Origin of the sequence: Streptomyces sp. CGMCC 4.7035 (assembly GCF_031583065.1) — a bacterium.
GTDB classification, from domain to species: domain Bacteria; phylum Actinomycetota; class Actinomycetes; order Streptomycetales; family Streptomycetaceae; genus Streptomyces; species Streptomyces yaanensis.
The window spans coordinates 2,789,364-2,814,514 of record NZ_CP134053.1 but is presented as its reverse complement, the minus strand read 5'-3'; the positions used below and the strand labels follow the sequence as shown (position 1 = coordinate 2,814,514).

The 25,151-nt window shown below is 71.0% G+C and carries 19 protein-coding genes and 1 tRNA gene; 17 read left to right on the top strand and 3 right to left on the bottom strand.

The genetic code is table 11. The annotated features are described in order from the left end of the window. The first annotated feature begins 52 nt into the window (after nt 1–52). Genes Q2K21_RS11825 through Q2K21_RS11810 form a run of 4 tightly spaced genes read left to right on the top strand, consistent with a single transcriptional unit; the run spans nt 53 to nt 4,865 of the window. A complete protein-coding gene (locus tag Q2K21_RS11825) occupies nt 53–1,150 on the top strand; it encodes an alpha/beta hydrolase (RefSeq protein ID WP_310769724.1) in 1,098 nt (365 codons plus the stop codon). Further along, the gene (locus tag Q2K21_RS11820) at nt 1,147–2,904 is read left to right on the top strand and encodes an FAD-dependent oxidoreductase (protein ID WP_310769722.1); all 1,758 of its coding nucleotides are present in this window, start codon (nt 1,147–1,149) and stop codon (nt 2,902–2,904) included. The genes Q2K21_RS11825 and Q2K21_RS11820 overlap by 4 nt, the downstream gene beginning before the upstream one ends. 6 nt (nt 2,905–2,910) lie before the next feature. Further along, a complete protein-coding gene (locus Q2K21_RS11815) occupies nt 2,911–3,789 on the top strand; it encodes an intradiol ring-cleavage dioxygenase (RefSeq protein WP_310769720.1) in 879 nt (292 codons plus the stop codon). Between the two features lie 38 nt (nt 3,790–3,827). Next, a complete protein-coding gene (locus Q2K21_RS11810; RefSeq protein ID WP_310780868.1) occupies nt 3,828–4,865 on the top strand; it encodes a maleylacetate reductase in 1,038 nt (345 codons plus the stop codon). Between the two features lie 6 nt (nt 4,866–4,871). Here Q2K21_RS11810 and Q2K21_RS11805 read toward each other — a convergent pair whose 3' ends face one another. Further along, on the bottom strand, nt 4,872–5,777 hold the full coding sequence (locus Q2K21_RS11805; protein ID WP_310769718.1) for a LysR family transcriptional regulator: 906 nt from the start codon (nt 5,775–5,777) through the stop codon (nt 4,872–4,874). Between the two features lie 228 nt (nt 5,778–6,005). Between Q2K21_RS11805 and Q2K21_RS11800 the strand changes: the two genes are divergently transcribed. From Q2K21_RS11800 to Q2K21_RS11785, 4 genes are all read left to right on the top strand, one after another. After that, nucleotides 6,006–7,247, top strand: coding sequence for an acyl-CoA dehydrogenase family protein (locus Q2K21_RS11800; RefSeq protein ID WP_310769716.1), 1,242 nt, complete (start codon nt 6,006–6,008; stop codon nt 7,245–7,247). Further along, on the top strand, nt 7,244–7,816 hold the full coding sequence (locus Q2K21_RS11795; RefSeq protein WP_310769714.1) for a flavin reductase family protein: 573 nt from the start codon (nt 7,244–7,246) through the stop codon (nt 7,814–7,816). Before Q2K21_RS11800 ends, Q2K21_RS11795 begins: the two co-directional genes overlap by 4 nt. Before the next feature lie 26 nt (nt 7,817–7,842). Next, nucleotides 7,843–9,372 carry an acyl-CoA synthetase gene (locus Q2K21_RS11790; RefSeq protein WP_310769712.1) on the top strand — a complete coding sequence of 510 codons (1,530 nt, stop codon included), beginning with the start codon at nt 7,843–7,845 and terminating at the stop codon, nt 9,370–9,372. 325 nt (nt 9,373–9,697) lie between these two features. Then, nucleotides 9,698–9,771, top strand: a tRNA-OTHER gene (locus Q2K21_RS11785). Nucleotides 9,772–10,334: 563 nt separating this feature from the next. Here the strand turns inward: Q2K21_RS11785 and Q2K21_RS11780 are convergent. After that, nucleotides 10,335–11,006, bottom strand: coding sequence for a hypothetical protein (locus tag Q2K21_RS11780; protein WP_310769709.1), 672 nt, complete (start codon nt 11,004–11,006; stop codon nt 10,335–10,337). 279 nt (nt 11,007–11,285) lie between these two features. Here Q2K21_RS11780 and Q2K21_RS11775 point away from each other — a divergent pair, with 279 nt between their 5' ends. The 6 genes from Q2K21_RS11775 (at nt 11,286) to Q2K21_RS11750 (ending at nt 19,340) form a co-directional block, all read left to right on the top strand. Then, entirely contained in the window at nt 11,286–13,175 is a 1,890-nt protein-coding gene (locus Q2K21_RS11775; protein ID WP_310769707.1) for an NAD-dependent epimerase/dehydratase family protein, read from the top strand. Nucleotides 13,176–13,211: 36 nt separating this feature from the next. Continuing rightward, nucleotides 13,212–15,014 carry an asparagine synthase (glutamine-hydrolyzing) gene (gene asnB, locus Q2K21_RS11770; protein WP_310769705.1) on the top strand — a complete coding sequence of 601 codons (1,803 nt, stop codon included), beginning with the start codon at nt 13,212–13,214 and terminating at the stop codon, nt 15,012–15,014. Between the two features lies 1 nt (nt 15,015). After that, complete coding sequence (locus Q2K21_RS11765) at nt 15,016–16,293, top strand: MFS transporter (RefSeq protein WP_310769703.1); 1,278 nt, start codon at nt 15,016–15,018, stop codon at nt 16,291–16,293. Between the two features lie 42 nt (nt 16,294–16,335). Beyond that, complete coding sequence (locus Q2K21_RS11760) at nt 16,336–17,658, top strand: UDP-glucose dehydrogenase family protein (RefSeq protein WP_310769701.1); 1,323 nt, start codon at nt 16,336–16,338, stop codon at nt 17,656–17,658. A gap of 72 nt (nt 17,659–17,730) precedes the next feature. Next, nucleotides 17,731–18,486, top strand: coding sequence for an LmbU family transcriptional regulator (locus tag Q2K21_RS11755; RefSeq protein ID WP_310769698.1), 756 nt, complete (start codon nt 17,731–17,733; stop codon nt 18,484–18,486). 68 nt (nt 18,487–18,554) lie between these two features. Beyond that, entirely contained in the window at nt 18,555–19,340 is a 786-nt protein-coding gene (locus tag Q2K21_RS11750; RefSeq protein ID WP_310769696.1) for a phytanoyl-CoA dioxygenase family protein, read from the top strand. 254 nt (nt 19,341–19,594) lie between these two features. Here Q2K21_RS11750 and Q2K21_RS11745 read toward each other — a convergent pair whose 3' ends face one another. Next, complete coding sequence (locus tag Q2K21_RS11745) at nt 19,595–21,094, bottom strand: IucA/IucC family protein (RefSeq protein ID WP_310769694.1); 1,500 nt, start codon at nt 21,092–21,094, stop codon at nt 19,595–19,597. An 86-nt stretch (nt 21,095–21,180) separates the two neighbouring features. Between Q2K21_RS11745 and Q2K21_RS11740 the strand changes: the two genes are divergently transcribed. The 3 genes from Q2K21_RS11740 (at nt 21,181) to Q2K21_RS11730 (ending at nt 25,104) form a co-directional block, all read left to right on the top strand. Then, on the top strand, nt 21,181–22,686 hold the full coding sequence (locus Q2K21_RS11740) for an IucA/IucC family protein (protein WP_310769692.1): 1,506 nt from the start codon (nt 21,181–21,183) through the stop codon (nt 22,684–22,686). A 125-nt stretch (nt 22,687–22,811) separates the two neighbouring features. Further along, nucleotides 22,812–24,338, top strand: coding sequence for a hypothetical protein (locus Q2K21_RS11735; RefSeq protein WP_310769690.1), 1,527 nt, complete (start codon nt 22,812–22,814; stop codon nt 24,336–24,338). A gap of 19 nt (nt 24,339–24,357) precedes the next feature. Further along, nucleotides 24,358–25,104, top strand: coding sequence for an NUDIX hydrolase (locus tag Q2K21_RS11730; protein ID WP_310769688.1), 747 nt, complete (start codon nt 24,358–24,360; stop codon nt 25,102–25,104). Nucleotides 25,105–25,151: the final 47 nt, after the last annotated feature.

The window sequence follows — 25,151 nt, the reverse complement described above, 5'->3', positions numbered from 1 at the left end:
GGTCACCAATAGTGCTGGGCATGGGCGCAGACGCCGTGACGGAGGTTCGCCGATGACCATCTCCCCACCACCCGCAACCGCCGAGCCGGCCCGTGCCGCCTCGCGGTTGACGATCAGCGAGCAAGGCGCGTTCTGGGTCGGTGTCGGGCGCAAGCCGACCGAGGCCGGGACCGCCGCCGAGGCCGCGATGTACGTCCAGTACCAGATCCCGGCCGATCTCCGGTATCCGCTGCCCGTGGTGATGGTCCACGGGGGCGGCGGCCAGGGCACGGACTACCTGTCGACGCCGGACGGGCGCCCCGGCTGGGCCACCCGGTTCCTCCAGGCCGGTTACGCCGTGTACGTGGTCGACCGTCCAGGTCACGGGCGCTCCCCGTACCACCCCGATGTCCTCGGGCCCATCGAGGGCGCGGCGCCGACGTACGAGTTCATCCGCTGGCTGTTTTGCGAGGGGGCGGGACGACCTGGTAGCCAGTGGCCCGGCAGCGGCGAGATCGGCGACGACTCCGCGCTGGACCAGTTCATGGCGAGCCAGGGCCCGACGCTGCCCACCTTCGCCGAGAACGAGGAGCAGATGCGGCGCTGCGGGGCCGAGTTGCTGGACCGTATCGGACCGGCCGTGCTGATCACCCACTCCATGGGGGCGCCGTTCGGCTGGCTGGTCGCCGATGCCCGGCCCGGGCTGGTGAAGGCCGTTGTCTCCATCGAGCCGATGGGGCCGCCGTTCATCGAACTGCCCGGCCTCGGAAAGCTGGAGTGGGGGCTCACCGCGGCCCCGATCACTTACGAGCCGCCGGTACGGACCCCGGAGGAACTGCGCCTTCGGCTGCGCGAGGCGGGGGGCGACGGGCTGCAGGACTGTCTCGTCCAGGACGAAAAGGCAGGCGCCGTGCGGTCCCTGCCAGGGCTCCAGGGCTTCCCGATCGCCGTGGTCGCGGCCGACCACTCGCCGTTCGCGTCGTTCCAGCACGGTATCGCCGACTACCTCGTCCAGGCCGGTGCCGACGCCGAGTTGCTGCGCCTGGCGGACCTGGGGCTCACGGGCAACGGTCACCTGCCCATGGGCGAGAAGAACTCCGACGACGTGGCCGAGGCACTGATGGCCTGGCTGAACAAGCGACTGGCGGATGGGGAGGAAACGTCCCGATGACAACCGTGCCGACCGTCGAGACCGATGTGCTCATCGTGGGAAGCGGGCCCGCGGGAGCGAGCGCCGCACTGGCGCTGAGCACCTATGGCGTGCCGAACGTCATGGTCACCCGCTACTCACGCCTCGCGGACACGCCCCGGGCGCACATCACCAACCAGCGCACCATGGAAGTGCTGCGTGACCTGGGTGTCGAAGAGGATGTGATCGCCCAGGCCACCCCGCAGCATCTGATGGGGAACACCGTCTTCTGCACCGCCATCGCGGGCGAGGAGCTCGGCCGGCTGAGGTCCTGGGGCAACGAACCGCTCGTGCAGGCCGCGCACGAGCTGGCGAGCCCCACCCGCATGTGCGACATGCCGCAGCACCTCATGGAGCCGGTGCTCGTGAACGGGGCCATAGCACGCGGAAGCCAACTGCGGTTCGGCACCGAGTACCTGTCGCACGAGCAGGACGCCGACGGCGTGACCGCCATGGTCCGCGACCGGCTGCGCGGCGACACGTACACCATCCGCGCCAAGTACCTGATCGGCGCGGACGGCGGCCGCAGCAAGGTGGCCGAGGACGCCGGGCTGCCGATGGGCGGCCAGATGGGCGTGGCCGGCAGCATCAACATCGTCTTCGACGCGGACCTCACCAAGTACGTGGCGCACCGACCCGCCACCCTCTACTGGGTGCTGGCGCCCGGCGCGACCGTGGGCGGCATCGGCGCCGGCCTGGTGCGCTGCGTACGGACGTGGAACGAGTGGCTGATCGTGTGGGGCTACGACGTCGACGCCGGGCCGCCGGACCTCACCGAGGAGTACGCCCTGTCCGTCGTCCGCAAGCTGATCGGCGACGACGAGATCCCGGTGACCATCAAGTCGTCCTCCGCGTGGACGGTCAACGAGATGTGCGCCGAGACGTACTCCAGCGGCCGGGTGTTCTGCGCGGGCGACGCCTGCCACCGGCACCCACCGTCCAACGGGCTGGGCTCCAACACCTCCATCCAGGACTCCTACAACCTGGCGTGGAAGCTGAAGCTCGTCCTGGACGGCACCGCGTCCCCGTCCCTGCTGGACACCTACAGTGACGAGCGGGCACCGGTCGGCAAGCAGGTCGTCACCCGGGCCAACCAGTCCATCGGTGAGACGGCACCCGTCTTCGAGGCGCTCGGCGGCCTGGCGCCGCAGACCCCCGAGCAGCTGTGGCGGAACATCGCCGCCCGCAAGGACGCCACTACGGAGGCCGAGGAGCAGCGGGCGCGGCTGCGGGAGGCGATCGCCTTCAAGGCATACGAGTTCAACGCCCACGGCGTGGACCTCAACCAGCGCTACACCTCCGCCGCGATCGTCCCGGACGGCACCGAGGACCCCGGCTTCGCACGCGACCCCGAGCTGCACTTCCAGCCGAGCACCCGCCCCGGCGCCAAGCTCCCGCACGCCTGGCTCTCCGCGGGCACCCGCGATCTGTCCACCCTGGACCTGGGCGGAAACGGCCGGTTCACCCTGATCACCGGCATCGGCGGCGAGCCCTGGACGGAGGCCGCCTGCATCCTCGGCAAGGAGTTCGGCCTGGAGATCGCCACGGCGGTCATCGGCCCCGGCCAGGAGTACGAGGACCCGTACGGGGACTGGGCCCGGCTGCGGGAGATCGGCGACTCGGGCGCGCTGCTGGTGCGGCCGGACAACCACGTGGCCTTCCGCCGCCAGGACGCCACCGGTGACGTCACGGCCGCACTGAGGGACGCACTGCGGCAGATCCTCGGGCGGGGCTGAGCGGCCATGGACCTCACCGCGAAGACCGCGACGACCGCGACGACGACGGCGGTGCTGGAAAGCTTCGCCCACACCTCCGATCCCCGACTGCGCGAGGTGCTGGTCTCCCTGACGCGTCACCTGCACGATTTCGTACGGGACATCGAGCCGACCCAGGCCGAGTGGGAGCGTGCGATCGACTTCCTCACCGCAACCGGGCACATGTGCGACGACACCCGGCAGGAGTTCATCCTGCTGTCGGACGTCCTGGGTGTGTCGATGCTCGTCGAGACGATCAACGACCACAAGGCGGCCGCCGCGACCGACTCGACAGTGCTCGGCCCCTTCCACATGACCGAGTCCCCGGTCCGTGAACTCGGGGCGAACATCGATCTGGTCGGCGGCGGCGAGCCGTGTGTGATCAGCGGACGGGTCGTCTCCGTCGACGGCACCCCGCTGCCCGCCGCGACGCTGGACGTGTGGCAGGCCGACGACCAGGGCTTCTACGACGTCCAGCAGCCAGAGAAGCAGCCGCCGGGCAATGGGCGCGGGCTGTTCACGGCGGACGCGGAAGGGCGGTTCTGGTTCCGCTCGTGCGTTCCCAGCCCGTATCCGATTCCGACGGACGGGCCGGTCGGCTCCCTGCTGGAGGCGACCGGCCGTCACCCCTACCGTCCGGCCCATGTCCACTTCATCGTGGGCGCCGAGGGGTACAGCCCGGTGACGACGCACATCTTCGTGGCGGGCAGCGACTATCTGGAGTCGGACGCGGTCTTCGCCGTGAGGGAGAGCCTGGTCGAGGAGTTCGTCGAGGTGGACTCCCCCGAGGAGGCCGCGGAGTTGGGCCTGGCCAACCCCTTCCGCCGGGCGCGCTTCGACATCGTGCTGCAACCGGTGATCGCGTGAGGGAACGCGCCCTGGACTTCACCTATCAGGCCCAGCCGATGCGCGTCGTCTTCCGGTCGGGTGCCGTGCCGGACGCAGTGCCCGACGAGGTCGCGCTTCTCGCCCTGTGCCGCGTCCTCGTGCTGTGCGACGACCATGGCCTGGACACGGCCCGCGCCGTCGCCGCGTCTCTCGGCGACGCCTGCGCCGGGCTGCACGCGGGGGCGGTGACGCACGTCCCGGTGGAGGTCGCCGACCTGGCCGTCGAAGCGGCTCGCGAAGCCCGGGCCGACGGCTGCGTGGCGGTCGGCGGCGGTTCCGTGACCGGCCTGGCCAAGGCCGTCGCGCTCAGAACCGGCCTGCCCATCGTCGCCGTCCCGACGACGTACGCCGGATCGGAGATGACACCCGTCTGGGGCCTGACCGAGGGCGCGGTCAAACGCACCGGGCGCGACCCGAAGGTGTTGCCGCGCAGCGTCGTGTACGACCCGCTGCTCACGCTCACCATGCCGCCCGTGGGGTCCGCGACGAGCGGCATGAACGCGATCGCGCACGCCGTCGAGGCTCTGTACGCCCCGGACTCCACTCCGATCGTCTCCCTCATGGCGGAGGAGGGTGTGCGGGCGCTGGCCGCGGCCCTTCCCGAGATCGTCGCCGACCCCTCGGGGCATGACGCGCGCAGCCGCGCGCTGTACGGGGCGTGGCTGTGCGGTGCCTGTCTCGGCGCCACCACCATGGGGCTGCACCACAAGCTCTGCCATGTGCTCGGCGGCACCTTCGACCTGCCGCACGCCGAGACACACGCCGTCGTCCTGCCCCACGTGCTGGCCTTCAACGCGCCGGCGGTTCCCGAGGCACTGGCGGCGCTGCGCCGGGCGCTCGATGTCCCGGATCCGGTACGGGAGTTGCACGAGCTGGGCGAGCGGCTGGGCATCCCGCGATCGCTCGCCGACCTGGGTCTGACCGCCGCCGACGTGGACCGTGCGGTCGATGTCGCTCTCGGGGCGCCGTACGCGAATCCCCGCCCGGCCTCCGCCGACGATCTGCGCGCCGTCCTGCACGCGGCCTGGGCGGGCGAGCCGCCATACGGCGGCTGACCCCTCCTACCGGGAGATCTCGGCGTACGGAACGCCGGTCGCGCGTCGGGCCACCCGGCGTGCGACCTCGGCGAACGCCGGGGCGGCGGGCGAGTGGCCCGTCCTCGGATAGGCGACCGCGGCCACCGCGTGGAGGGGCTCTTTCGGAGCGACGGCCTCCACTCCCGGGTGTGGCGGGAACATCCGGGCGCCCGACAGTGGCATCAGTCCCACCATGTGCTGGTAGGCGATCTTCGAGGACATGTCCAGGACCGAGCGGGCGTGGGAGTCGACCGTCGGGGCGTCGTGGTCCCCGTGGCGTCCCCCCACCCACAAGTCGTCGCCCGGGTTGGGGGTGACCCAGGGCTGGTCGTAGACCTCGGTCATGTCCACCGCGGCGGCCGAGGCCAGCGGATGCCCCTTCCACAGCGCGAGGGAAACGGGCTCGGTGAAGATCGGTACGCGTGTCAGGCCCGGCATGTCGACGTTCAGACACAACAGCGCCACGTCGCACTCGCCGGCCAGCAGCGGGGCGTGCCCCTGGTGGAAGTCCGCTTCGTGCACCCGGATCGTGGCTCTGGGATACCGCTCGCAGAACGCCTCGATGACCGGATGCGTCAGCTCCGCGAGAGCCACCCCGTAGAGCGCGACCCGCACCTCGTCCCGTCGCCTGGCCCTGATGGCGTCTGCGGCGGCGGCGAGCCGGTCGGCGTCGGCCAGCACCTCGCCCGCCCGTTCGAGCAGTTCCGCGCCGTCGGCGGTGAGCGCCACATGCCGTTTGTCGCGGTCGAAGAGCTGGACGCCCAGCTCACGCTCGAGGGCGGCGATCGATCGCGTCAGCGCGGGCTGGGTGAGGTGCAGACACTCGGCGGCGACCCGGTAATTCAAGGTCTCGGCGAGCGCCGAGAAATGGCGCAGGCTCCGGAGTTCCACTCAGCCCTCCAGAAAGGCGAGGTCCACGACGTTGTGGTCCGCGCCAGGTTACAGCGCGCTTCCCCGCACGTCACCAGGCAGAAATGTGCGGCATTCCCGTCACCCCGTCCGACCTGCTGTGATGCGCGGCACTCATCAAGCCCGCAATTACCGGCATTGGACGGTCCTTCGCCGCGCTGCCAACACTCGCTTCAGGCCGACCCAGAACAGCAGCGGATGGGGTGCGAATTGTCCGAGACAACCGAGGCAGCCGAGAAAATCATCGAGATTCCGCAGCCGGAGCCGGACCTGACACCGGAGGAACTGGTGCGCCGGGCCGCCGGCATGAGGGCCTGGCTACGTGATCATCAGGACGAGACCGAACAGCGGACCGGTATCTCCGAGGACACGCACAAGGCGTTCCTGGAGGCGGGTTTCTACCGGTCCCTCCAGCCACGCCGCTTCGGCGGCTACGAGTTCGACCTGCGGACCTACTCCCGGATGGTCACCGAGGTGGCCCGCGGCTGCCCGTCCAGCGGCTGGAACCTGTGTCTGGCCGCCTCCCACAGCCTGGTGGTGGCCGGCCGCTTCCCCGAGAGCACCCAGCGCGAGGTGTTCGGGCCGGACGGTGACTTCCGGGCCCCGCTGCCGATCGCCCCGAGCGCCACCGCGACGAGGACCCCCGACGGGTACCTGGTCAACGGCCGCTGGGACTACTCCTCCGGAGTCAACGTCTCCACGCACTTCCTGGGTGGCGTGCTCATCATCGACGAAGAGGGCGGCACGCCCACGCCGGGCATGGTGCTCGTGCCCTCCGGCTGGCGGATGCTCGACAACTGGGGCGAGATCCTGGGCTTCCGCGGCAGCGGCTCCAACAGCGTCGTGGCCGAGGACGTCCTCGTACCGTACGAGTACGTGTCCAGGACCCACCTCGCGGCGAACGACGCCACCGACGGGCCGGGTGTGGAACTGCACGGCAACCCGATGTACGCGGGCCGGCTGATGTCGTTCTTCAACATCCAGCTGTGTTCGATCGTGGCGGGCACCGCCTGGGCCGCAGTCGACGAGTACCAGCGGATCATCACCACCAAGAACAGCCCGCTGCCGCCCTTCAAGCCGCGCAGCCACGATCCGGAACACCAGCGCAACCTCGGCCTGGCCACGGCCCTGGCCGACAGCGCGCAGCGGATCATCCTGTCGGTCACCGACGACTACACCGCGTACGCCGCCCGGGGCCTGGCAGGGGGCGAGCCCTTCTCCGAACTGGACGACCAGGCCCTCTCCCTCACGGCCCGGCAGTCCGGCCAACTCGCCTGCCAGGCCGTCGAGATGCTGGCCGCGGCCAGTGGCTCCAGCGCGCTGGCGAACGGCCAGCGCATGCAGCGGTACCTGCGCGACGTCGCCACGTACAAGACCCACATCAACGCGCAGCACGGCTCGTGGGCCACGGGATACGCCCGTTCTCTGCTCGGGCTGGAGACCCCGGCGTGAACCGGCGGACGCCCGCCGCGACGGTAACCGGCGGTGGCCCGGCGGACGACCCCGGCTTGTTCCGGCACGTGCTCGGCCACTACCCGACGGGTGTCACGGTGGTCACCGCGAAGGAACCCGACGGCACCCCGGTCGGCATGGTGATCGGCTCGTTCGCCTCGGTGTCCCTGGACCCTCCGCTCGTCGCGTTCCTCCCCGGCCGCTCCTCCACCACCTGGCCAAGGATCATGGCCGGCGGCGCCTTCTGCGTGAACGTGCTGGCCGCCGGCCAGGAGGGCCTCTGCCGGGACGTCAGCGCCAAGGCACCCGACGTCTTCGACCGCCACCCGTGGCGCGGCGCCGCCTCGGGCAGCCCCGTCCTGGCGGGCGTCGTCGCCTGGATCGACTGCGACATCGCCGACGTGTGGCCCCTCGGCGACCACTACTTCGTCCTCGGCCGCGTCCGAGAACTTGGGGTGGAGAAGACCGGCGCCGCACCGCTGGTCTTCTCCCGGGGGCGGCTCGCCCCGTTGCCGCCCCGCCGGGACCACGACGAATCGGCCGCCTACACGTGGCCCGACTGGCTCTGAGAGCTCTGAGAGAAGGGAGACGCACCATGCGCGATCAAGGGCTCGGCTCGTGGCCCGCGCGGCGTGCCCGCATGGCACCGGAGGCCACCGCCGTCGTGCACGACGGCGGATCCCTGTCCTACGGAGAGCTGGCCGCGCGCGTGACGCGGCTCGCTCACGCCCTGCGTGCCCTGGGGGTCGGACACGGCGACCGGGTGGCCTACCTCGGCGCTAACCATCCGGCCCTGGTGGAAACCCTGTTCGCCGCGAACGCGCTGGGCGCCGTCTTCGTCCCGCTCAACACCCGCCTCGCGGCACCCGAGTTGGCCTTCATCCTGGGCGACTCGGGAGCGTCGGTGCTGGTGTTCGGGGCCGAACTCACCAACATCGTCGACGCGTTCAGGGACGATGTCGAGGTGAAGCACTACGTCGAGGTGGGGAAAGCGTACGAGGAGCTACTCGCGAGCGCGCCGGACAACCCCCTGGACGAGACGGTCGGCCTCGATGAGGTGTGCATGATCCAGTACACCTCTGGCACCAGCGGCCGTCCCAAGGGCGTCATGCTCACCCACGCCAACATCGCCTGGAACTGCTTCAACATCCTGCTGGACGTGGACATCGCCTCCGACGACGTCGCTCTGGTGGTGGCACCGATGTTCCACACCGCCGCCCTCAACACCGTCTTCCTGCCGGGCTTCCTCAAAGGAGGGACGTCGGTGCTGATGCCCGGTTTCGACCCGGAACGGGTGCTCGACGTCATCGCCGAGCACCGGGTGACGAGGATGTTCGGCGTGCCCGCGATGTACCAGGCCATGGCCCGGTCGTCGCGGTGGGCGACGGCCGATCTGTCGTCGATCCGGATCCTGATGTGCGCGGCGGCCCCCGTACCCAAGGCCCTCATCCACACATACCAGGACCGTGGCCTGACCTTCCTCCAGGCGTACGGCCTGACCGAGACCGCTCCCGCCGCGCTGGGCCTGCGCGCACCGGACAGCATCCGCAAGGCCGGCTCGGCCGGCACACCCTGCTTCTTCACCGACGTACGCGTGGTGCGGCCCGACCTCACCGATGTCGCACCGGGCGAGGTCGGCGAGGTGATCATCGCGGGCCTCAACGTGATGAAGGGCTACTGGCAGTGGCCCGAAGCGACCAAGGACGCCTTCGTTGAAGGAAGTTGGTTCCGCTCCGGAGACGCGGCCACTGTCGACGAGGAGGGGTACGTCACGATCGTCGACCGAATCAAGGACATGTACATCTCCGGCGGGGAGAACGTCTATCCGGCCGAGGTCGAGCAACTCCTCTACCAGCATCCCGCGGTCGCCGAATGCGCGGTGATCGGCGTACCCGACGAACGATGGGGCGAAGTGGGCAGAGCGCTGGTCGTGCCCCGCGCGGGCGCCGACCTGTCGCCCGACGACATCATGGACTCCCTGTCCGGCCGACTCGCCAAGTACAAGCTCCCCAAGTCGGTCGTCCTCGTCGACGCCCTGCCCCGCAACGCCACCGGCAAGATCCTGAAGGCCCGCCTGCGCAGCCAGTACGGCTCCCTATCAGACCGCGGCGCCGAGGAGGCATGACGCCAGGCCAGGGAATCCGAACACTCCACGCCACACGGTCACCACATCGTTCGCCGACAGTGGCGGGGGCCTCGCCTCCCTGCGGGCGCCGCGCGAAAGCCGGTGGACGGCGCCGGCGCGACTTCGCCCGCATCGCCGACTGCCGCACCGGCGAGGTCAGCTGCACCTGGACCGACGACTACGGCACCTGGACCCCTTGGGCGACAGCCCGGCTGCCGTCGGTCCCGGAAGGGCTGTAGATCCCTGCGGCACAAATCCCCGTAGGAAGTCGGTCACTCTCGACCGTCTGACAGCGCCACAGCTCTGCCTATCGATGCAGGTCAGAGCCCCCGAATGCTGCCCCTGAACAGGCGCCTTCTAAGCGCTTGGCCGCAGGTTCGAGTCCTGCCGGGGGCGCCACCAACCCGTTCTCAGGGCGCGGCGTTTCTGTAGGTCAGATGGGCTTATAGGCCGTCCGTGTGAATCTGCCCCGCCCCTTCGACGGGCGGCGAGTCCGACTGGTACCGGCTGAAATCGGACCTCTACGGCTGCCTGTCCTCCATGCGTCCCCCGGAATCTCCTCCTCGGGGGGAACCGCCCCTGTGTACTACGCCAACGGCTCCGCGAACGACCCTTCTGAAGGAGCGCGCCATCCACCGCTCGATGTCGGCGAGGCGCCGGCCTTCTTGCCGCGTCGTCGTCGGCCGTCAGCCACCCCATGAGTGCCTCCCGCACTGTAGTGGTCAAGTGGCGGGCACTCTGGGTGAGGCCGCAGACAATGCCTGGGCCGAGTCCGCCGTCGGCCTGGGGGTGTCCCGCAGCTACTGCGTGCGCGAGGTCGTGCCGTAGGCCAGGGACGCCGGGCCGGATGACCTCTGTGTGTTCCTCAGGGGCGGCTGGAAGGTGCCGCTGGAGCAGGACCACCGGGTGGAAGTCACCGGGTGACTTCCACCTCGGGCCCACGCCCCGAGTGGGCACCCCGTCTACGACGCCCCGGCGGTGAAGAAGGCGGTCATGGCGGCCGTCCCGGGCGCCGGGCGGTCGTTGGGGGCGAGCCAGTCAGTGGCGCCGGTGGTGGTCTCCCAGGCTGCGTGGCGGTCGGCGAGCTCGGCGATGAAGTCCTGGGCGAGCAGCGACGCCTCGTACAGGTCCTGGTCGGGGCTCTGCGCGCTGGCGCCGACGATCAGGCCGCGGACCTCGGCGGAGTGACCGTAGCGGAAGGCGCCGTCGCCGCACAGGTGCGGGTCGGTGTGGACGGCCTCGCCATAGTTGCGGTCGAGGCGGCGGTGGCCCGCGGCCTTGGCGGCGGCGTTCGGTAGGAAGCGGTGGCCCTCGTCCCCGATGGCGATCGCGCCGAGTACGGCGTCCTCGTGCCGGACCCAGCGGTCGGCCGTGGGGTCCAGGAGGACGAAGCCCATGGACAGCCGGGGGTACGGGTCCCGGGGCGCGGCGGCAGGGGAGATGTGGTGTTGGCGCCAGATGCTGGCAGCGCGGCGCAGGCCGAGGTCGAGGAGAAGGGCGTCGAGGCCGGCGCCGGACAATAGATAGCCGTAGGGGTTGTGGTGGTGGCGGGCACGGACGGTGAGGCCGTCCGGCGAGACGACCTCGGCGAGCGGGGTGGGCGAGCCGGGCGGGCTGACGGCAGGGGCGGTCACGCGAACTCCTTCAAGCGTACGGAAGACATGGGGCCACGGAACTCTGTCCCGCCGGCGGGACAGTGGGCCCGCCGAAGCCATCGGACCGGGATGCTCAGGGCCACCAGGCCGGGACGCCCAGGGCCACCGGACCGCGACGCGCAAGGCCATCGACCCCGCATGCCCGGCGCCAACTCGGAGGGGTGGTATAGACCTTGCTGCCGAATGGGGGCATGGTCAACATGAGCGGTGCCGGGGCTCCGTAAGAGCCGTATCGATCACTGGTGTTGGGGTGGAGACGTGGGACCCGTAGGTCGTGATGAGATCAAGCTGAGCGGTGCCGTGATGGCGCACCCCAAGCGCATGGAGGAGGCTCGCCGGCTGGCCGAGGCCGACCCCCGGGGCCGCATCCTCGTGACCACCGACCCCGACCCGGAGGGGCGGCCGACGGCGCTGCGTACCGCCCTGGTGTCGTGGGGGTGCGTCGCGCCGGACGCCACGCATCACCTGGTCCTCCAGGACGATGTGGTACTCGCCGAGGGGTTCTACGAGCATGCCGAGCAGGCTGCCGCCGCTGCGCCGCCCGGCGAGGCGATCTCCCTCTACGGTGGCTGGGAGGCCCGCAATGGAGCCGTGGCCCGCCTCGCCGCCCTTTCCGGCACCACCTGGGCATACACCCTCCAGGAGCACGTGCCGTGCCAGGCGCTGATGCTGCCCGCCGAACTCGCCCGGGAATACGGCGAGTACCAGGAGAAGCACGGCGGTGGCTGGCCCTACGACGTGGTCGTGCAGCGGTTCCTCAACGAGCGCGGCGTCCCCGTCCGCTTCTGCACGCCGAGCACCGTGCAGCACGACGCGCTGCCCAGCCTGGCGGGGAACGCCTACCACGGCTTCCGGCAGGCGACCCTGTTCACCGGGCAGGTCCCGCGGGACGCGGGCGCCGGGGACTGTCCGCGCTTTCCCGTCGTGCCCTTCTACCAGTACGGGGATGCGCGCTGCGCGGTGCGTGAGGTGGGTGCCGGTACCTGGGAGTTCATCGAGACCGAGCGGTGGCTGCGCCGGGCCGGCGCCCTCCGCGGCTGTCGCGCGGCGTACGCGGACGAGGCACACCGCCCGGCCCGTCAGAAGCTCGGCGAGCGGATCGCGGACGCGGTATGGCTGACCGGATACGCGACCGGCATCGTACTCTCGGACGCCGCCGAGCCCGACCGGGTCACCGCCGCCGCCGTGTGGGAGACACTCGGCCCCGGCGGCCTGTGCGAGGAGTACACCGCCGAGGAACTCCTCGCGATGGCGCCCACCGTCAGGGACCTCGCTCTCGCCGCGATGGACGAGGGCCGCCGCGTCGGCGGAACGCTCCCGCGGCCGGCGCCCGCGGGACACGCCGTCCACGTCACCGGCGGTGCGGGCGGGTTCGGGCGGCAGTTGGCGGGCACCCTCACCGACCTGGGGTTCCAGGTGCGACAGGAGGGCGCGTCCTACGTCGTCCACCTCGGCACCGGCACCGGCGACGGCCTCGATGAGGCCCTGACCGCCGCTGGTGCGCCGGGAGTCGAGCGTTTTGTGTACGTCGGTTCCGCCGCCGTCTACCGGGGCAGCGCCCCCGACGAGCTGACCGAGGACGCCGTGGGCCCCGACGCTCCCCGGGACGAGGTGGCCCGTGGCTGGTGGGAGGAGGAGCGACGCTGCCGGGAGTGGGGCGAGAGCGCCTCGGTCCCCGTGCAGGTGCTGCGGATCGCCGACCCGGTGGGGCCGTACGCGCCCGCGTCCACGGCCTGTGTGCGCTGGGTGGACCTGGCCTGGACACGCCGCCCGCTGCTGCTCGACCCGCAGGGTGTACACCAGATCCTGGACCACCGCGACCTCGCGGACGCGCTGCGTGCCGTGCTCGCCGCCCCGCCCGCCGAGCCGGTCCTGAACGTGGCCTCCGCGCTCCACGGCGAGGTGGAGCTCGCCGGGCTGCTCGCCGATGTCTCACGGCGTACCCCCTGGGAGTGGAGCCAGCAGCCGCTCTCCCCGCGCTGGTCCATGGCGACCGGCCTGATCGAGCGCGAGCTCGGCTGGCGGCCCACCGCCCGCGTCATGGAGGCGATGCGGGCCCTGGCCCAGTGGTACGCCTGCGACATCCACGGAGACTACGACGAGAAAGCCGACGCAGCCGAGACAGCCGTCGCGTCGCTCGACGCCTGACCCCGCCCCAACTCGTCTTCAGAAGGGTTCATTTGCATGTCAGCCATAGCCGGTTGGGTCGACTTCGTGCGCGCCGCCGAGGCGGTGGACCCACTGGGCGTCATGACCGCGAGCCTCGCCGGACGCGGCCCGGGCGGTGCAGGGCTGTGGCGGTCGGCCCACGCCGCACTCGGGCACCGGAGCACCTCGGCGGCCGACGGCCAACCGCTGGTGTCCGGCGATGCCACAGGGAGCCGCACCGTCGTCACGTACGCCGGACGCATCAGCAACGCGCAGGCACTGCGCGCTCAACTCCGCAGCCTAGGCCAGGAGTTCGTCTCCCAGAACGAGGCGGAGGTAGCCCTTCGCGCCTACCGGCAGTGGGGCGAGGAGTGCGCCGAGCGGATCGAGGGTACCTACGCCTTCGCGGTCTGGGACGAGCGGTGCGAGGAACTGCTCCTGGTACGTGACCGGATGGGCGTGAAGCCGCTGTTCTACGCGCCGACGGAGCACGGCGTCCTGTTCGGCTCGGAGCCGAAAGCGGTCCTCGCGCACCCCGACTTCACACCGGCCGTCGACGCGGGTGGCCTGCGCGACATTCTTTCCATCGCCCGAGTGCCGGGACACGCGATGTTCCGGGGCATGCGGGAGGTGCGGCCCGGGTGTGTGGTGCGTGTCAGCAGGGTCGGTGGCCTGCGTGAGCGGACGTACTGGGCGCTGCGGGCCGGGGAGCACACCGACGGCCTGGACAAGACCGTGGCGACGGTGCGGGAGCTCCTGGAGACGGTGGTCGCGGAGCAGTTCGGGCCCGGCGGCGAGCCGCCCGCCTCGTTGCTCTCCGGGGGCCTCGACTCCAGCTCACTGACGGCGTTGGCCGCGCGGACGGCTAGCGGGCTCGGCACCGGCCCGATCCGCAGCCTCGCCGTCAACGACCAGGACGCGGACGGCACTTCGGGCAATGAGGACCACCTCTACGCCCGCATGATGGCCGAGCACGCCGGCACGGACCACCACGAGATCTCCCTCACCGGCCTCGACCTGCTCGACTCGCGGCTGCGCGCCGACGTACTCGCCGCGTACGACATCCCGATCAACAAGGGTGACCAGTACGCCTCGCTGCTCAGCCTGTTCCGCGCCGCGCGCGGGCATGCGCCCGTCGCGCTCTCCGGTGAGCTCGGCGACGATGTGTTCGGTGGCTACAACTGGCAGCGCTTCGACCGCTGGGTGCACACCGACACCTTCCCCTGGGTCGCCGAGGGCCGGGCCCGCTTCGACGGCATGGACCGGGTCTTCGACGCCTCCCTGCTCGCGACCCTGGACCTGGCGACGTACGAACACGACTGCCACCGCGACGCGATCGCCGAGCTGGGTGCACGCGAAGTCGTCGCCGATCCGGCCGAGGCCCGGCACCGCGAGGTCACCTATCTCGCCCTGACCCGACACTCCCGGGTGCTTTTCGACCGGCTCGACCGGCTAGGCATGGCCGCGGGCCTGGACATCCGGGTACCGTTCGCCGACCCCCGGCTGCTCGCGTACGCCTTCGACATCCCTTGGTCGATGAAGTCGCACGACGGCCGTGAGAAGAGCGTGCTGCGCGCCGCCCTGCGCGACGCGCTGCCCGAGAAGGTGGCGATGCGGGTCAAGACGCCGTACCCGAACCTGCGGGACGCGGCCTACGACCGAGTCCTGCGCGAGCGTCTCGCCGCTGTCGTACGAGCCGGGGAGAGTCCCGTCCTGCCGCTGCTCTCGGACGGACTGAAGCAGGCGCCGGGCCTGGAAGGGGTCGGCCGGGCGGTCCTGGAGACGGCGCTGCAACTCGACGACTGGCTGCGTACCTACGGCGTGCGAGTGGAGCTCTGAGATGACCGAGACAACCAAGGCGGCGGGCCGGGCCGACCCGCCGGCGGCGGACGGGCAGCCGCTGTGGACCCGTAACTTCACCCTCTACTTCACCGCCCGCATCGCCTCGCTGCTCGGCGATGCGATGCTGCCCGTCGCCCTGTCCGTCGCCATGCTGGCACTCGGGTACGGGGTGAGCGCCGTCGGCTATGCGCTCGGCGCCTGGATGGGGGCATTCGCCCTGTTCGTAGTGTTCGGTGGCGTCCTCGCGGACCGGATCCATCCGCGGCCGCTGATGATCGGGGCGGACGCGGTGCGCTGCGGCCTGATCGGCGCGACCGCCCTCGCCTTCGCGACCGGGCGACCGGAGTTGTGGTTCCTGATCGGTGTGACGGCGCTCGGCGGTCTGGCCACCGCGATGTTCCAGCCGGGCGTGAACGGCCTGGTCCCGCAGGTCGCCACCGACGCACACAAGGCCAACGGGGTGCTGCGGGTCGCCCAGGGCATCTCGACCATGGCGGGGCCCGCGCTCGCCGGGCTCCTCGCGGCATTCTCCCCGGCGTGGGCGTTCGCGGTGACCGCGGTCACGTTCGGGGCGAGCGGGCTCTGCCTGCTCGCGCTGCGGCTCGGGGCGTACACCGTCGACCGTTCGGCGTCGACCCTGAAGAACCTGCGGGAGGGCTGGCAGGAGTTCCGGTCCCGGTCCTGGCTATGGGCGGTCATCCTCATCTGGTGGGTGCTCGGCGTGTTCGTCTGGGGTCCGGTCACGCCGCTCGGCGCGGCCTCGGTCACAGGGGAGCACGGGAGTGCCGCCTTCGGGTACGCGGAGGGCGCGTTCGGCGCCGGGTGTGTGCTCGGCGGGCTTGTCGCGATCCGGATCCGGCCCGCGCGGCCACTGCTCGGCGGGGCGGTCGCGATGTTCCTGTTCCCGCTGATGCCGCTCGCCGCGGGGCTCGCTGAGGATCTCGCACTGTGGCTGGTGCTCCTCGGGTACGCCGTCAGCGGCATCGGCTGGGCGTTCTGGGGTGTGCAGTGGTCAACGACCGTGCAGACCCAGATCCCCGAGGACAAGCTCAACCGGATCTCCGCGTACGAGATCGCGGGCTCGATCCTCGCCGTCCCGCTCGGCCAGGTGATCGCTGGACCGGCCGGCTCGGCCGTGGGCGTCCATCAACTGCTGCTGCTCGCCGCCCTGATGAGCGCCGGGTGCGCGGCGGCGCTGATCGCGACGGCCCCGATCCGGCGGCTGCGGCGCACGGTTCGCACACCCGGATCCGTACAGCCCGTATCACCCGCATAGCCCGTACAGTCACCCCTCACCCCACCCCCCGAGGACAGGAACATGACCAAGCCGTACCGCATGACGGTGATCGGGAGCGGATACCTCGGCATCACCCACGCCGCCTGTATGGCCGAGGCCGGGCACGAGGTGCTCGCCCTCGATATCGACGCGGAGCGGGTAACGCGCCTCAATAACGCTGAACTCCCCATCCACGAAAAGGATTTGGGTGGGCTACTCGAGCGCCATGTGGCATCAGGCCGACTGCGCTTCACCACCTCCTACGAGGAGGCCGGTGCATTCGGCGATGTACATTTCCTCTGCCTGGGCACACCACAGCGCTCCGACGGTTTCGCCGCTGATCTCTCGCAGCTCGACGCGGCAGTGGACTCCCTCGCTCCGCATCTCGTACGGGAATGCCTCATCGTAGGTAAGTCCACTGTTCCGGTGGGCACTGCGGAAAGGCTCGCCGCCCGTATCGAGGACAAGGCTGCGGCAGGCGTCAGAGCAGAACTTGCCTGGAACCCGGAATTCCTGCGCGAGGGATTCGCGGTGGCGGACACGCTGCACCCGGACCGGATCGTGCTCGGCGTACGGAGCGAGCACGCCGAACGAATATTGCGCGATGTATATGCACCGCTGGGTCATGAAATCCCGTACGTGGTCACGGATTTCGCGACCGCTGAGCTGGTGAAGAGCGCCGCCAACGCCTTCCTCGCCACCAAGATTTCATACATCAACGCGATGGCCGAGGTCTGTGAATCGGCGGGCGCGGACGTCGTCCGACTCTCCGAGGCGCTCGGCCTCGACGAGCGGATCGGCGGGCGGTTCCTCCGCCCCGGCCTCGGGTTCGGCGGTGGCTGCCTGCCGAAGGACATCCGGGCGCTGTGGACGCGGGCCGAGGAGCTGGGTGCCGGGTCGGCCCTGAGCTTTCTGCGTGAGGTGGACGCGATCAATCTGCGCCGCCGGGAGCGGGTGGTGGACCTCGCCCGGGAGCTCGCCGGGGGAGTCCTCGCCGGGCGCAAGGTGGCGGTGCTCGGCGCGGCGTTCAAGCCGGACTCCGACGACATCCGGGACTCCCCGGCGCTCGCCGTGGCAGCGGCCCTGGACCGGCAGGGCGCGGTGGTCTCCGTGCACGATCCGGTCGCCCTCGACCATGTGCGCAAGGCGTACCCCACGCTGAACTGCGCCGCGTCGGCGTCGGCGGCGGCGCAGTACGCGCAGGTGGTGCTGCTGCTCACGGAGTGGCGTGACTACGTGGAGCTGGACCCCGAGGAACTGGGCACGGCCGTCGCCGAGCGGCGCATCGTGGACGCCCGGCATGCCCTGGCCGCGGACCGGTGGCGTGCGGCGGGGTGGGAGTACCGGGCGATGGGGCGGCCCTGAGCACGACTGCCCCCGTCCTTGGTCAGCCACCTGGCGTGATCGCACAGATGACTGGTCTAGACCTTGTCGTGCGTGTGGCGCGGCCTCCATGATCCAGTCAAGTCGATCAAGGAGGCTGCAATGCAACATCCTACTGATCTCAGGCGAGTTGAGGTCGCCTCGCGCCGTGCCGCGGACAGAACTCCCGCAGGCCGCGCCGCCGCCCTGGCGGGAGCGCGGCCCCTGCGCACCGACCGGACCTCGCTGCGGCTGCCCGCCCGGCTACCCATCGATGACTGGCTGCGTATCGGCCAGAACCTCACCGCTGCCGCCGACTCCGCGGCCTGGTGGCTGGGCGACTGGTTGGTCTACGGGCAGGACCGTTTCCCGGAGCGTTACCGTCATGCCATCGACGGCACTTCGCTCGATTACCAGACCCTGCGCAACTACGCCTGGATAGCACGGAAATTCCCGTCCGGGCGCCGCCGGGCCGGCCTGAGTATGCAGCACCACGCGGAGGTCGCCGCCATGCCGCCGGACCTCCAGGACATGTGGCTGGACCACGCCGGAAAGGAGGGCTGGTCCCGCAATGAACTGCGCCGCCGCATCAGTACCGAAGCCGTTTCCTCGCCGACCGACCCTGCCTCCTCACAGGAAGCCGCAACCTCCTCACAGGAAGCCACAAAAGGGACGGCGGAATCAGCGGAATTGAGACTCCCGGTATCCGCGGAACGCCAACGGCGCTGGGAAGCGGCGGCCCGACGCGCCGACCGGGATCTCCCGCACTGGATACTCGACGTCCTTGATACGGCCGCAGGCCACAACTCCGCACCTTCACACCGCCATTGACCGCGTCGAATCCATCTCACTAGGTTCGGTGAAGAACACGTTGTTTCACGCTCGCACGAGGGGCAGGGATGAGCGCGGTGAAGATGGTGACCGGGAACGACAGGGCACGAGTATTCAAGGAGGACGGATTCACCAAGGTAGGCCAACTCCTCACTGCGGACGAGGTCGAGACGTACCGAGATATCTACGACCGTTTCCTCAGCGGCGAGATCGAGAGCGGCGACAAGCGCTCCGACCTCGGCAGCCACGTGGGGGAGCGGGATGGCGGCCGGGAGAACATCACCCAGATCATGTGGCCGTCTGCCCTCCACCCGGAGCTGCGCGAGATGCCGCTGCACGAGCGCGCCCTGAGCACGGCCCGCGAACTCATCGGCCAGGACGCGGTCCTCGACTTCGACATGCTGATCCACAAGGACCCGCACTCGGCCGTCGCCACTCCTTGGCACCAGGACATGGCGTACTGGGTCGACTTGCCCGACACCCGTGCCGTGTCGATCTGGATCGCCCTCGACGATGCCACGCCCGACAACGGCTGCATGTGGTACGTGCGCGGCTCGCACGAGCTCCCGCTGCGTCCGCACCGCCCGACCAGCGACGGCAAGAACATCGAGTGCGACTGCTCGGAGGACGAGCCCGGCGCCACCGCCGTCCCGCTCCCCGCCGGACACGGTGTCGCCCACGCCGGCGGCACGCTGCATTCCTCCCGCGGTAATACGACGGACCACACCCGCCGTGCGTACATCCTCAACTACCGCCCCGCCGCCATGGTCGACTTCGAACGCGCCCAGGGCGCCGACCACGGCCTGAACGAGAACGTCCGCAAGGTCCGCAATTCGGACGCGGCAACGGCCTGAGCCAGGCAGCTCCGCACTGGCCAGGCACTTCAGGAGTGGCCGGTCACTCCCGTGGCCGGCCGCCTTCTCACCTGCTCCCTGCGTAGTTCTGCGGACATCACCGTGGCGGCCGAGGCCGCCGACCGCGACGACGCCCAGCTACTGTCGGCATGTACCTGCCGTCCCGCCTGTGCGCGCCGCCAACCGTAGGCGCCGCCACCCGCACCCGCCGCCACCCGTACGCGCCGACACCGTTACACGCCGGCAGCCGGCGCTCAGCGGCCGGCCAGCGGATTGGGCAGCGGCAGATAGCGCGCGTCCGCGCCGTCCGCGCCCGTCCAGCGCAGCAGGAGGTTCGTCTTGCCGGGGAGGGTGGGCGAGACGAGCAGAGCGGGGATCTCGGGGACGGGGTGGCGGCCCAGTTCCGCACGGGCGGCGGGCCAGGGGTCCCAGCCGGGGTGGCGTTCCGACAGCAGCGCGGCCACCTCCGTGAGGTTGTTGACGATCAGGCAGTAGACGAGCCGCTCCCAGCCCGCCTGACGCGACACGTCCGTCAGGAGCTTGACGCCCTCCGCGTCCCGGAACAGCGCCTGGACGGGCAGGCCCCCGGAGTCGACCGCGACCAGCGTGTTCTGCAGATGCGCCTCCAGGACGACGCCGTGCCGCTCGAACGCCTCCAGGGCGGGTGGGACGACCTGGCGCAGATACGCGGCCCACCAGTCCCCCGGGTCGGCCGGCGCGTCGAGCGGGCTGCCGTCGAAGCCCTCCACGAGGGTCGCGGCGAGCAGCGGGGTGGCGCCGGGCAGGAGGTGCGGGCGCAGGCCGTCGCGGACCAGGACGGCCAGTTCCTCGAAGGCGAAGTCCGCGGTGCGGTAGCCGCGGTCGCTCAACCAGGCCGCCGGGCCCCGGTGCGCGGCGAACGCGGCCGCGGCCGCCTCGTCGGTGCGGCGCAGCTTGAGCAGGTCGTGGCGCCACAGCCGGCGGATGTCGTTGGTGATCCGCACGTCCAGGCTGAACTTGACGAAGAGGTCGTCCTCGGGGGCGTACACCGTGCGGATCGCGGCCGTGGGCCACACGGTCCGCGGGGTGTCGCCGAGGCGGACGAGGCGCCCGTCCTCGAACGCCGCGCGGATCTCCGGGCGGGCGGCGACCAGGTCGAGCTGCCAGGGGTGCGCGGGCAACAGCCGGTAGCCGCGCGGAGCGGTGCCGAGCGCGTCGAGCGCCGATGTGTCGCCCTCCTCGACCACCGTGTCCTCGCGCACACCCAGCAGGGCGAGCGGGAAGCGGGCATACGCCTCCGGGGCGTACGGCAGCCAGCTCGCCACGGGGCCGCCGCCGCGTGCCTTGGGCGCGGGGTGGTAGGGGTGCCCGGTGATCAGGGACTGTTCGGAGCGCACGTACGGGTCGTCCGGCGCCGTCGCGCGGGCGCGTGCGGTCAGGATCGCGGCCACCGCGTCCCGGCTGTCGATCATCTCGACGGGCAGTTCGAGATTGGACAGGCCGGTGGCGCGGCCCAGCTCCTCGGCGCTGAGCTTGACCAGCTCGGTGTGGGTGAGCGGCTGCCAGGTCCCGGCGGCGTGCACCTCGGGGTCGTGGGGCCGGCGTCCGCCGCGCACGCGCAGCAGTCGGCCACCGGCCCGCAGGCGGTGGACGCCCTGCTCGCCGGTGGGCTCCGCCGCCTCCCGGAGCAGACAGTTGAGCAGCGGCGCCGCCGCGTAGGCGTCGGCGCGCTCGGGGACGTCGTCCCTGGGGGGCATGGGGTCCACGCGATCCATTCGTTCCGTACGGTGCACTGGCGATCAGTATGTATGTCGTGGTCCCTCACCACGATGCACCACCCCCGTCCCTGAGGAGCCCGACCGTGCACCCCTCCCCTTCCGCCGAGGCCGAGCTGGCCGGCGAGCTCGACGGCGCCCGGCCCGATCTGTCGGCGTCGTACGCGGCCGCCCTCCCCGGCGCCCGGGCCGCCGTCCTGTCGCGCCTGTGGCGGGCGCTGGCCCATGAGCCGCTGCCGTGGATCGCGCGCCGGGAGCCGACCGCCGACGGGCTCGCCCTCCACCTGACCGACGGGCGCCGGCTGCACGGCCCGCCCGCCGACCCGTACGCGACCGCGGCGTACGTCGCCGAGGTGCGACTCGACGGGCGGGCGTACGACCGTGCGGCGGAGCTGCTCAGGGCTCTCGGCGTCCCGCACGGTGACGCGTTCGCGGCCGAACTCGACCACAGCACGGCTTCGTTGGCGCTGTCACGGGCGGGGCAGCCACGGGACGCCACCGAGCCGGCGACCAGCTGGGAGTGGGAGCAGCGGGTGGTCGACGGGCATCCGTATCACCCCAACTGCCGTTCGCGGCCCGGCTTCTCGGTGGTCGAACAGCTCGCCTACGGGCCCGAGCACCGGCCGCTGGTGCGCCTGGGCCTGGTCGCCGTGGACGACTGTCTCGTGCGGGGCGAGTGGCCGGTGTGGCTGCGGGACGGGAAGCGGGCGCTGATCCCGGTCCACCCCTGGCAGTCGGCGCATGTGCTCGGCGTACCCGCGCAGGACGGTCCGGCCGCCCATCCGCTGATGGCCCTGCGGACGCTGGCGCTGCCCGACGGCGGTCCCCATGTGAAGACCGCGGTCAGCGCCCGGCTGACGTCCTCCGTGCGGGACATCTCGGTGTACTCGGTCGACACGTCGGCGACGGTGTCCGACTTCGTGGAGTCGATCGCGGCGCGCACGGACGGCCTTCTACGGGTCACCCGCACCCTGGGGGCGATCAGCGCGCACTCCCCCGATCTCGCGGCGGTGGTGCGGGAGTCGCCCGAGACATACGCGGACCCGGCGCAGGGCGAACGGGTCGTCCCGGTGGCCGCTCTGCCGGTCACCGGCCTGCCCGCGTCCCCCGCCTGGCTCGCCGAGTTCACGCGTCTCGCCCTCACCGTCGGTCTGCGACTGCTGGACCTCGGCGTGGCCCTGGAGGCGCACGGCCAGAACCTCCTCGTGGTGCTCTCGTCCACGGGTGCCCCGCTGCGGCTGGTCTACCGCGACCTCGCCGACATACGGGTGAGCCCGGCCCGGCTGGCCCGTCACGGCATCAAGGCCCCGGAGCTGGCCGGCCGGATCGTCACGGACGAGGAGACGACGCTGCGCCGCAAGCTGTTCGGCTCGCTCGTCGCGGGCGCACTGGCCTCGACGGCGGGGTCGGCGCCCGTCCTGCGGGCGGCGCTGGAGACCGCCGTACGGGATCTGCCGAACACCCCCGATCTGACGCCACTGCGCGAAGAACCCCTGCCCGCAAAGGCGTTGACGCTGATGCGGCTGTCCCCCGGGCTGTCCGGGGATCGGTGGGCGCTGCTGCCGAACCCGCTGTCAGAAACGTGCTCGTGACCGCCTAGCAGAGTGCACCCCGGCTGTCCCGCCAACCTGGGAAGTCGCAGTGGACCGCGGGGCCGCCGCGCTAGATCATGGAGGTCCACAGGAGGGGCGCAGTCCAGCGAGGGGGGAGTCGGATCGTGACCGACATCCATGGCATCGACGAGTTAATGATTCCCGTACGTCCGGACCAGCTCGACCCGGGAGCCGTGATAGCCCAGTCGCTGGACAACCAGTGGGTGAGCGCACAGCTGACCGAGGAGATGATCCGGGCCGGGAAGTCGCTGCGGCAGGTGGCGGATCAGCGGAACACCCAGGTGCGTGCCGAGTACTTCCGCGGCCTCATCAACGCCGAGCAGGTCGTGGTGAACCGGGCGTTCTTCTACAACAACCGGGCGATCAGCCAGGACCTGATCGAGGGCGGCGAGGCGCGGGAGGCACATCGCAAGCTCCTCACCTCGGGCGCTCTGGTGCCGTATCTGATCGCGGAACGCCATCCGGCTGAGCAGCCCGCGTCCTATCTGCACGTGGACGCGGCGGGATACGCGGCATGGCGGGACACCTTCGAGCAGATGTCCGCCACGGACCGGGTGCGGTGCGTGCGCATGTCCTGGGACGACCAGGAGAACCGGGACCGCACGCGGGCCCGCCTGTTCAGGCCGTTCGCCGCGAAGGTCCAGGGCCTGACCGCCCTGGACCTCGATCTGCTGGCGGGTCAGGTCGGCGTGCCCGCCGAGGAGTACGGGGCCTTTAGGCGGAGACTGGGCGAACTCGTCTCCTTCAGCAACGACCTGAACGTCCGGGGCGAGTCGGTCGTGCGCAACGTCCTGTACGAGGAGTTCGTGACCGTACCGGGCAGCAACGTGGCGGACGGGGAGTACGACGGGTCCAAACCGTTCGCCGCGCAGATCAAGCAGCTGCTGGACCTGCTCTACAGCGTCAACCTCGCCGACGCGCTGGGCCGTTACCCCCTCACCCCGCAGGGCAGTCTGCGACGACTCGTGCTCCAGGAGGTACGGGACGTGCGGGACGATCCCGAGGTCGTCCGTGATCCGGAGGCACTGTTCCTGTTCCTCCAGAAGCAGGCCTTCGGTGTCGTCCAGGACCACCTGACGCCCTCCAACGTCGACGGGCTGACCCTCGGGGACGTCTGGTCGCTGCGGCAGAGCGGCGACTGGAACGCGTACATCCGGGCCTTCGGCGCGCTGTCCGCCGACCCGCTCGCGTTCCACGAGCATGTGGGACGCGTCTTCGACCGCTACGTCCAGCTCAACAGGACGATCGTGAAACTGGCGGCGGCTCGCAGACAGCGGGTCGGCTCCAGCCGGTGGTCCCCCGTCATCGAGGTCGTGGTCACTCTGGGTGGTTCGGTGTTCACCGCGATTACCGCTGATCAGACCTGGGAAGTGCTGGGAAGTATCGCGCCGTTGGCGGCCGGTCCGGTGGGCGGCTCGGTGCAACTGGTGCTGCGCAACAGGCGGGAAGGGATGCGGGAGCAGAGGTTCGCCCGGGAGATCGCGCGGGTCAGACTCGAAAGCGAGCACGAGTGGGCGCAGTTCCACGACCTGGTGAGTCGGCTGAGCGCCTATCGGGAGTCGGCGGCGGCACCGCCGCAGGCCACGGCGTCCACGACCACGCAGGACAACGACGACCTGTACGAGTGGTGATGGCCGTGCGCAGGCAGTCATGAGCGCGTACACGCGCGCCCGGCGCGCCTACCGGGCCCTGCGCCGCGCCCGTCCGGAATGGTTCCGGAACGAGTCGGGCGGCATCGAGATCCTGTCCGATCCCGCCCTCGTCAAGGCGGCCCTGCGGCGGATGCGCCGGCACGCCGCGACACGGGAGGCGCGCGGCAGCAAGGGGCGGTTCTGGTGGGCGCGACTGCGCCGGGCGGTGCGTCCCGAGCCCGTCGGTGTGGTGTCGGCCGACCGCTTCCTGTTCCATCTGCGGGATCCGGTGCGCTTTCCGGACGGAACGCTCGGCCTGTACAACCGGATCGTCCCGCCGCCGGGGGCGACACCCGGCGTCGTCGTGCTGCCGTTGGTGGGCCCGGACCACGGAATCCTGCTGATCGAGCACTACCGGCACAGCACACGGGAGTGGCACTGGGAGGTGGTCCGGGGCTTCGGCGAACCGGGGGCGAGCGCGGACGACAACGTGGCGCGGGAACTGGCGGAGGAGGTGTCCGCCGAGCCGCGGGAAATCGTCCCCCTCGGCGAACTCCACCCCGACACCGGTCTGCTGGCCCACCGCGTCCAGCTGTTCGCGGCCCGCGTGGACACCGTCGGCGAGCTGGAGCGGCACGAGGGGATCCGCCGGGCGATCGTCGTCTCGTGCGCCGAGGCGGAGGACATGATCCGCGAGGGAGGAATCACCGACGCCTTCACCATCGCCGCGCTGTACCGGGCCCGTCTGGCAGGGCTGTTCGACTAGGCGTGCTGCCGCTCGTTTTGGAGCGCACCCCTTCCGATCAATAAGAT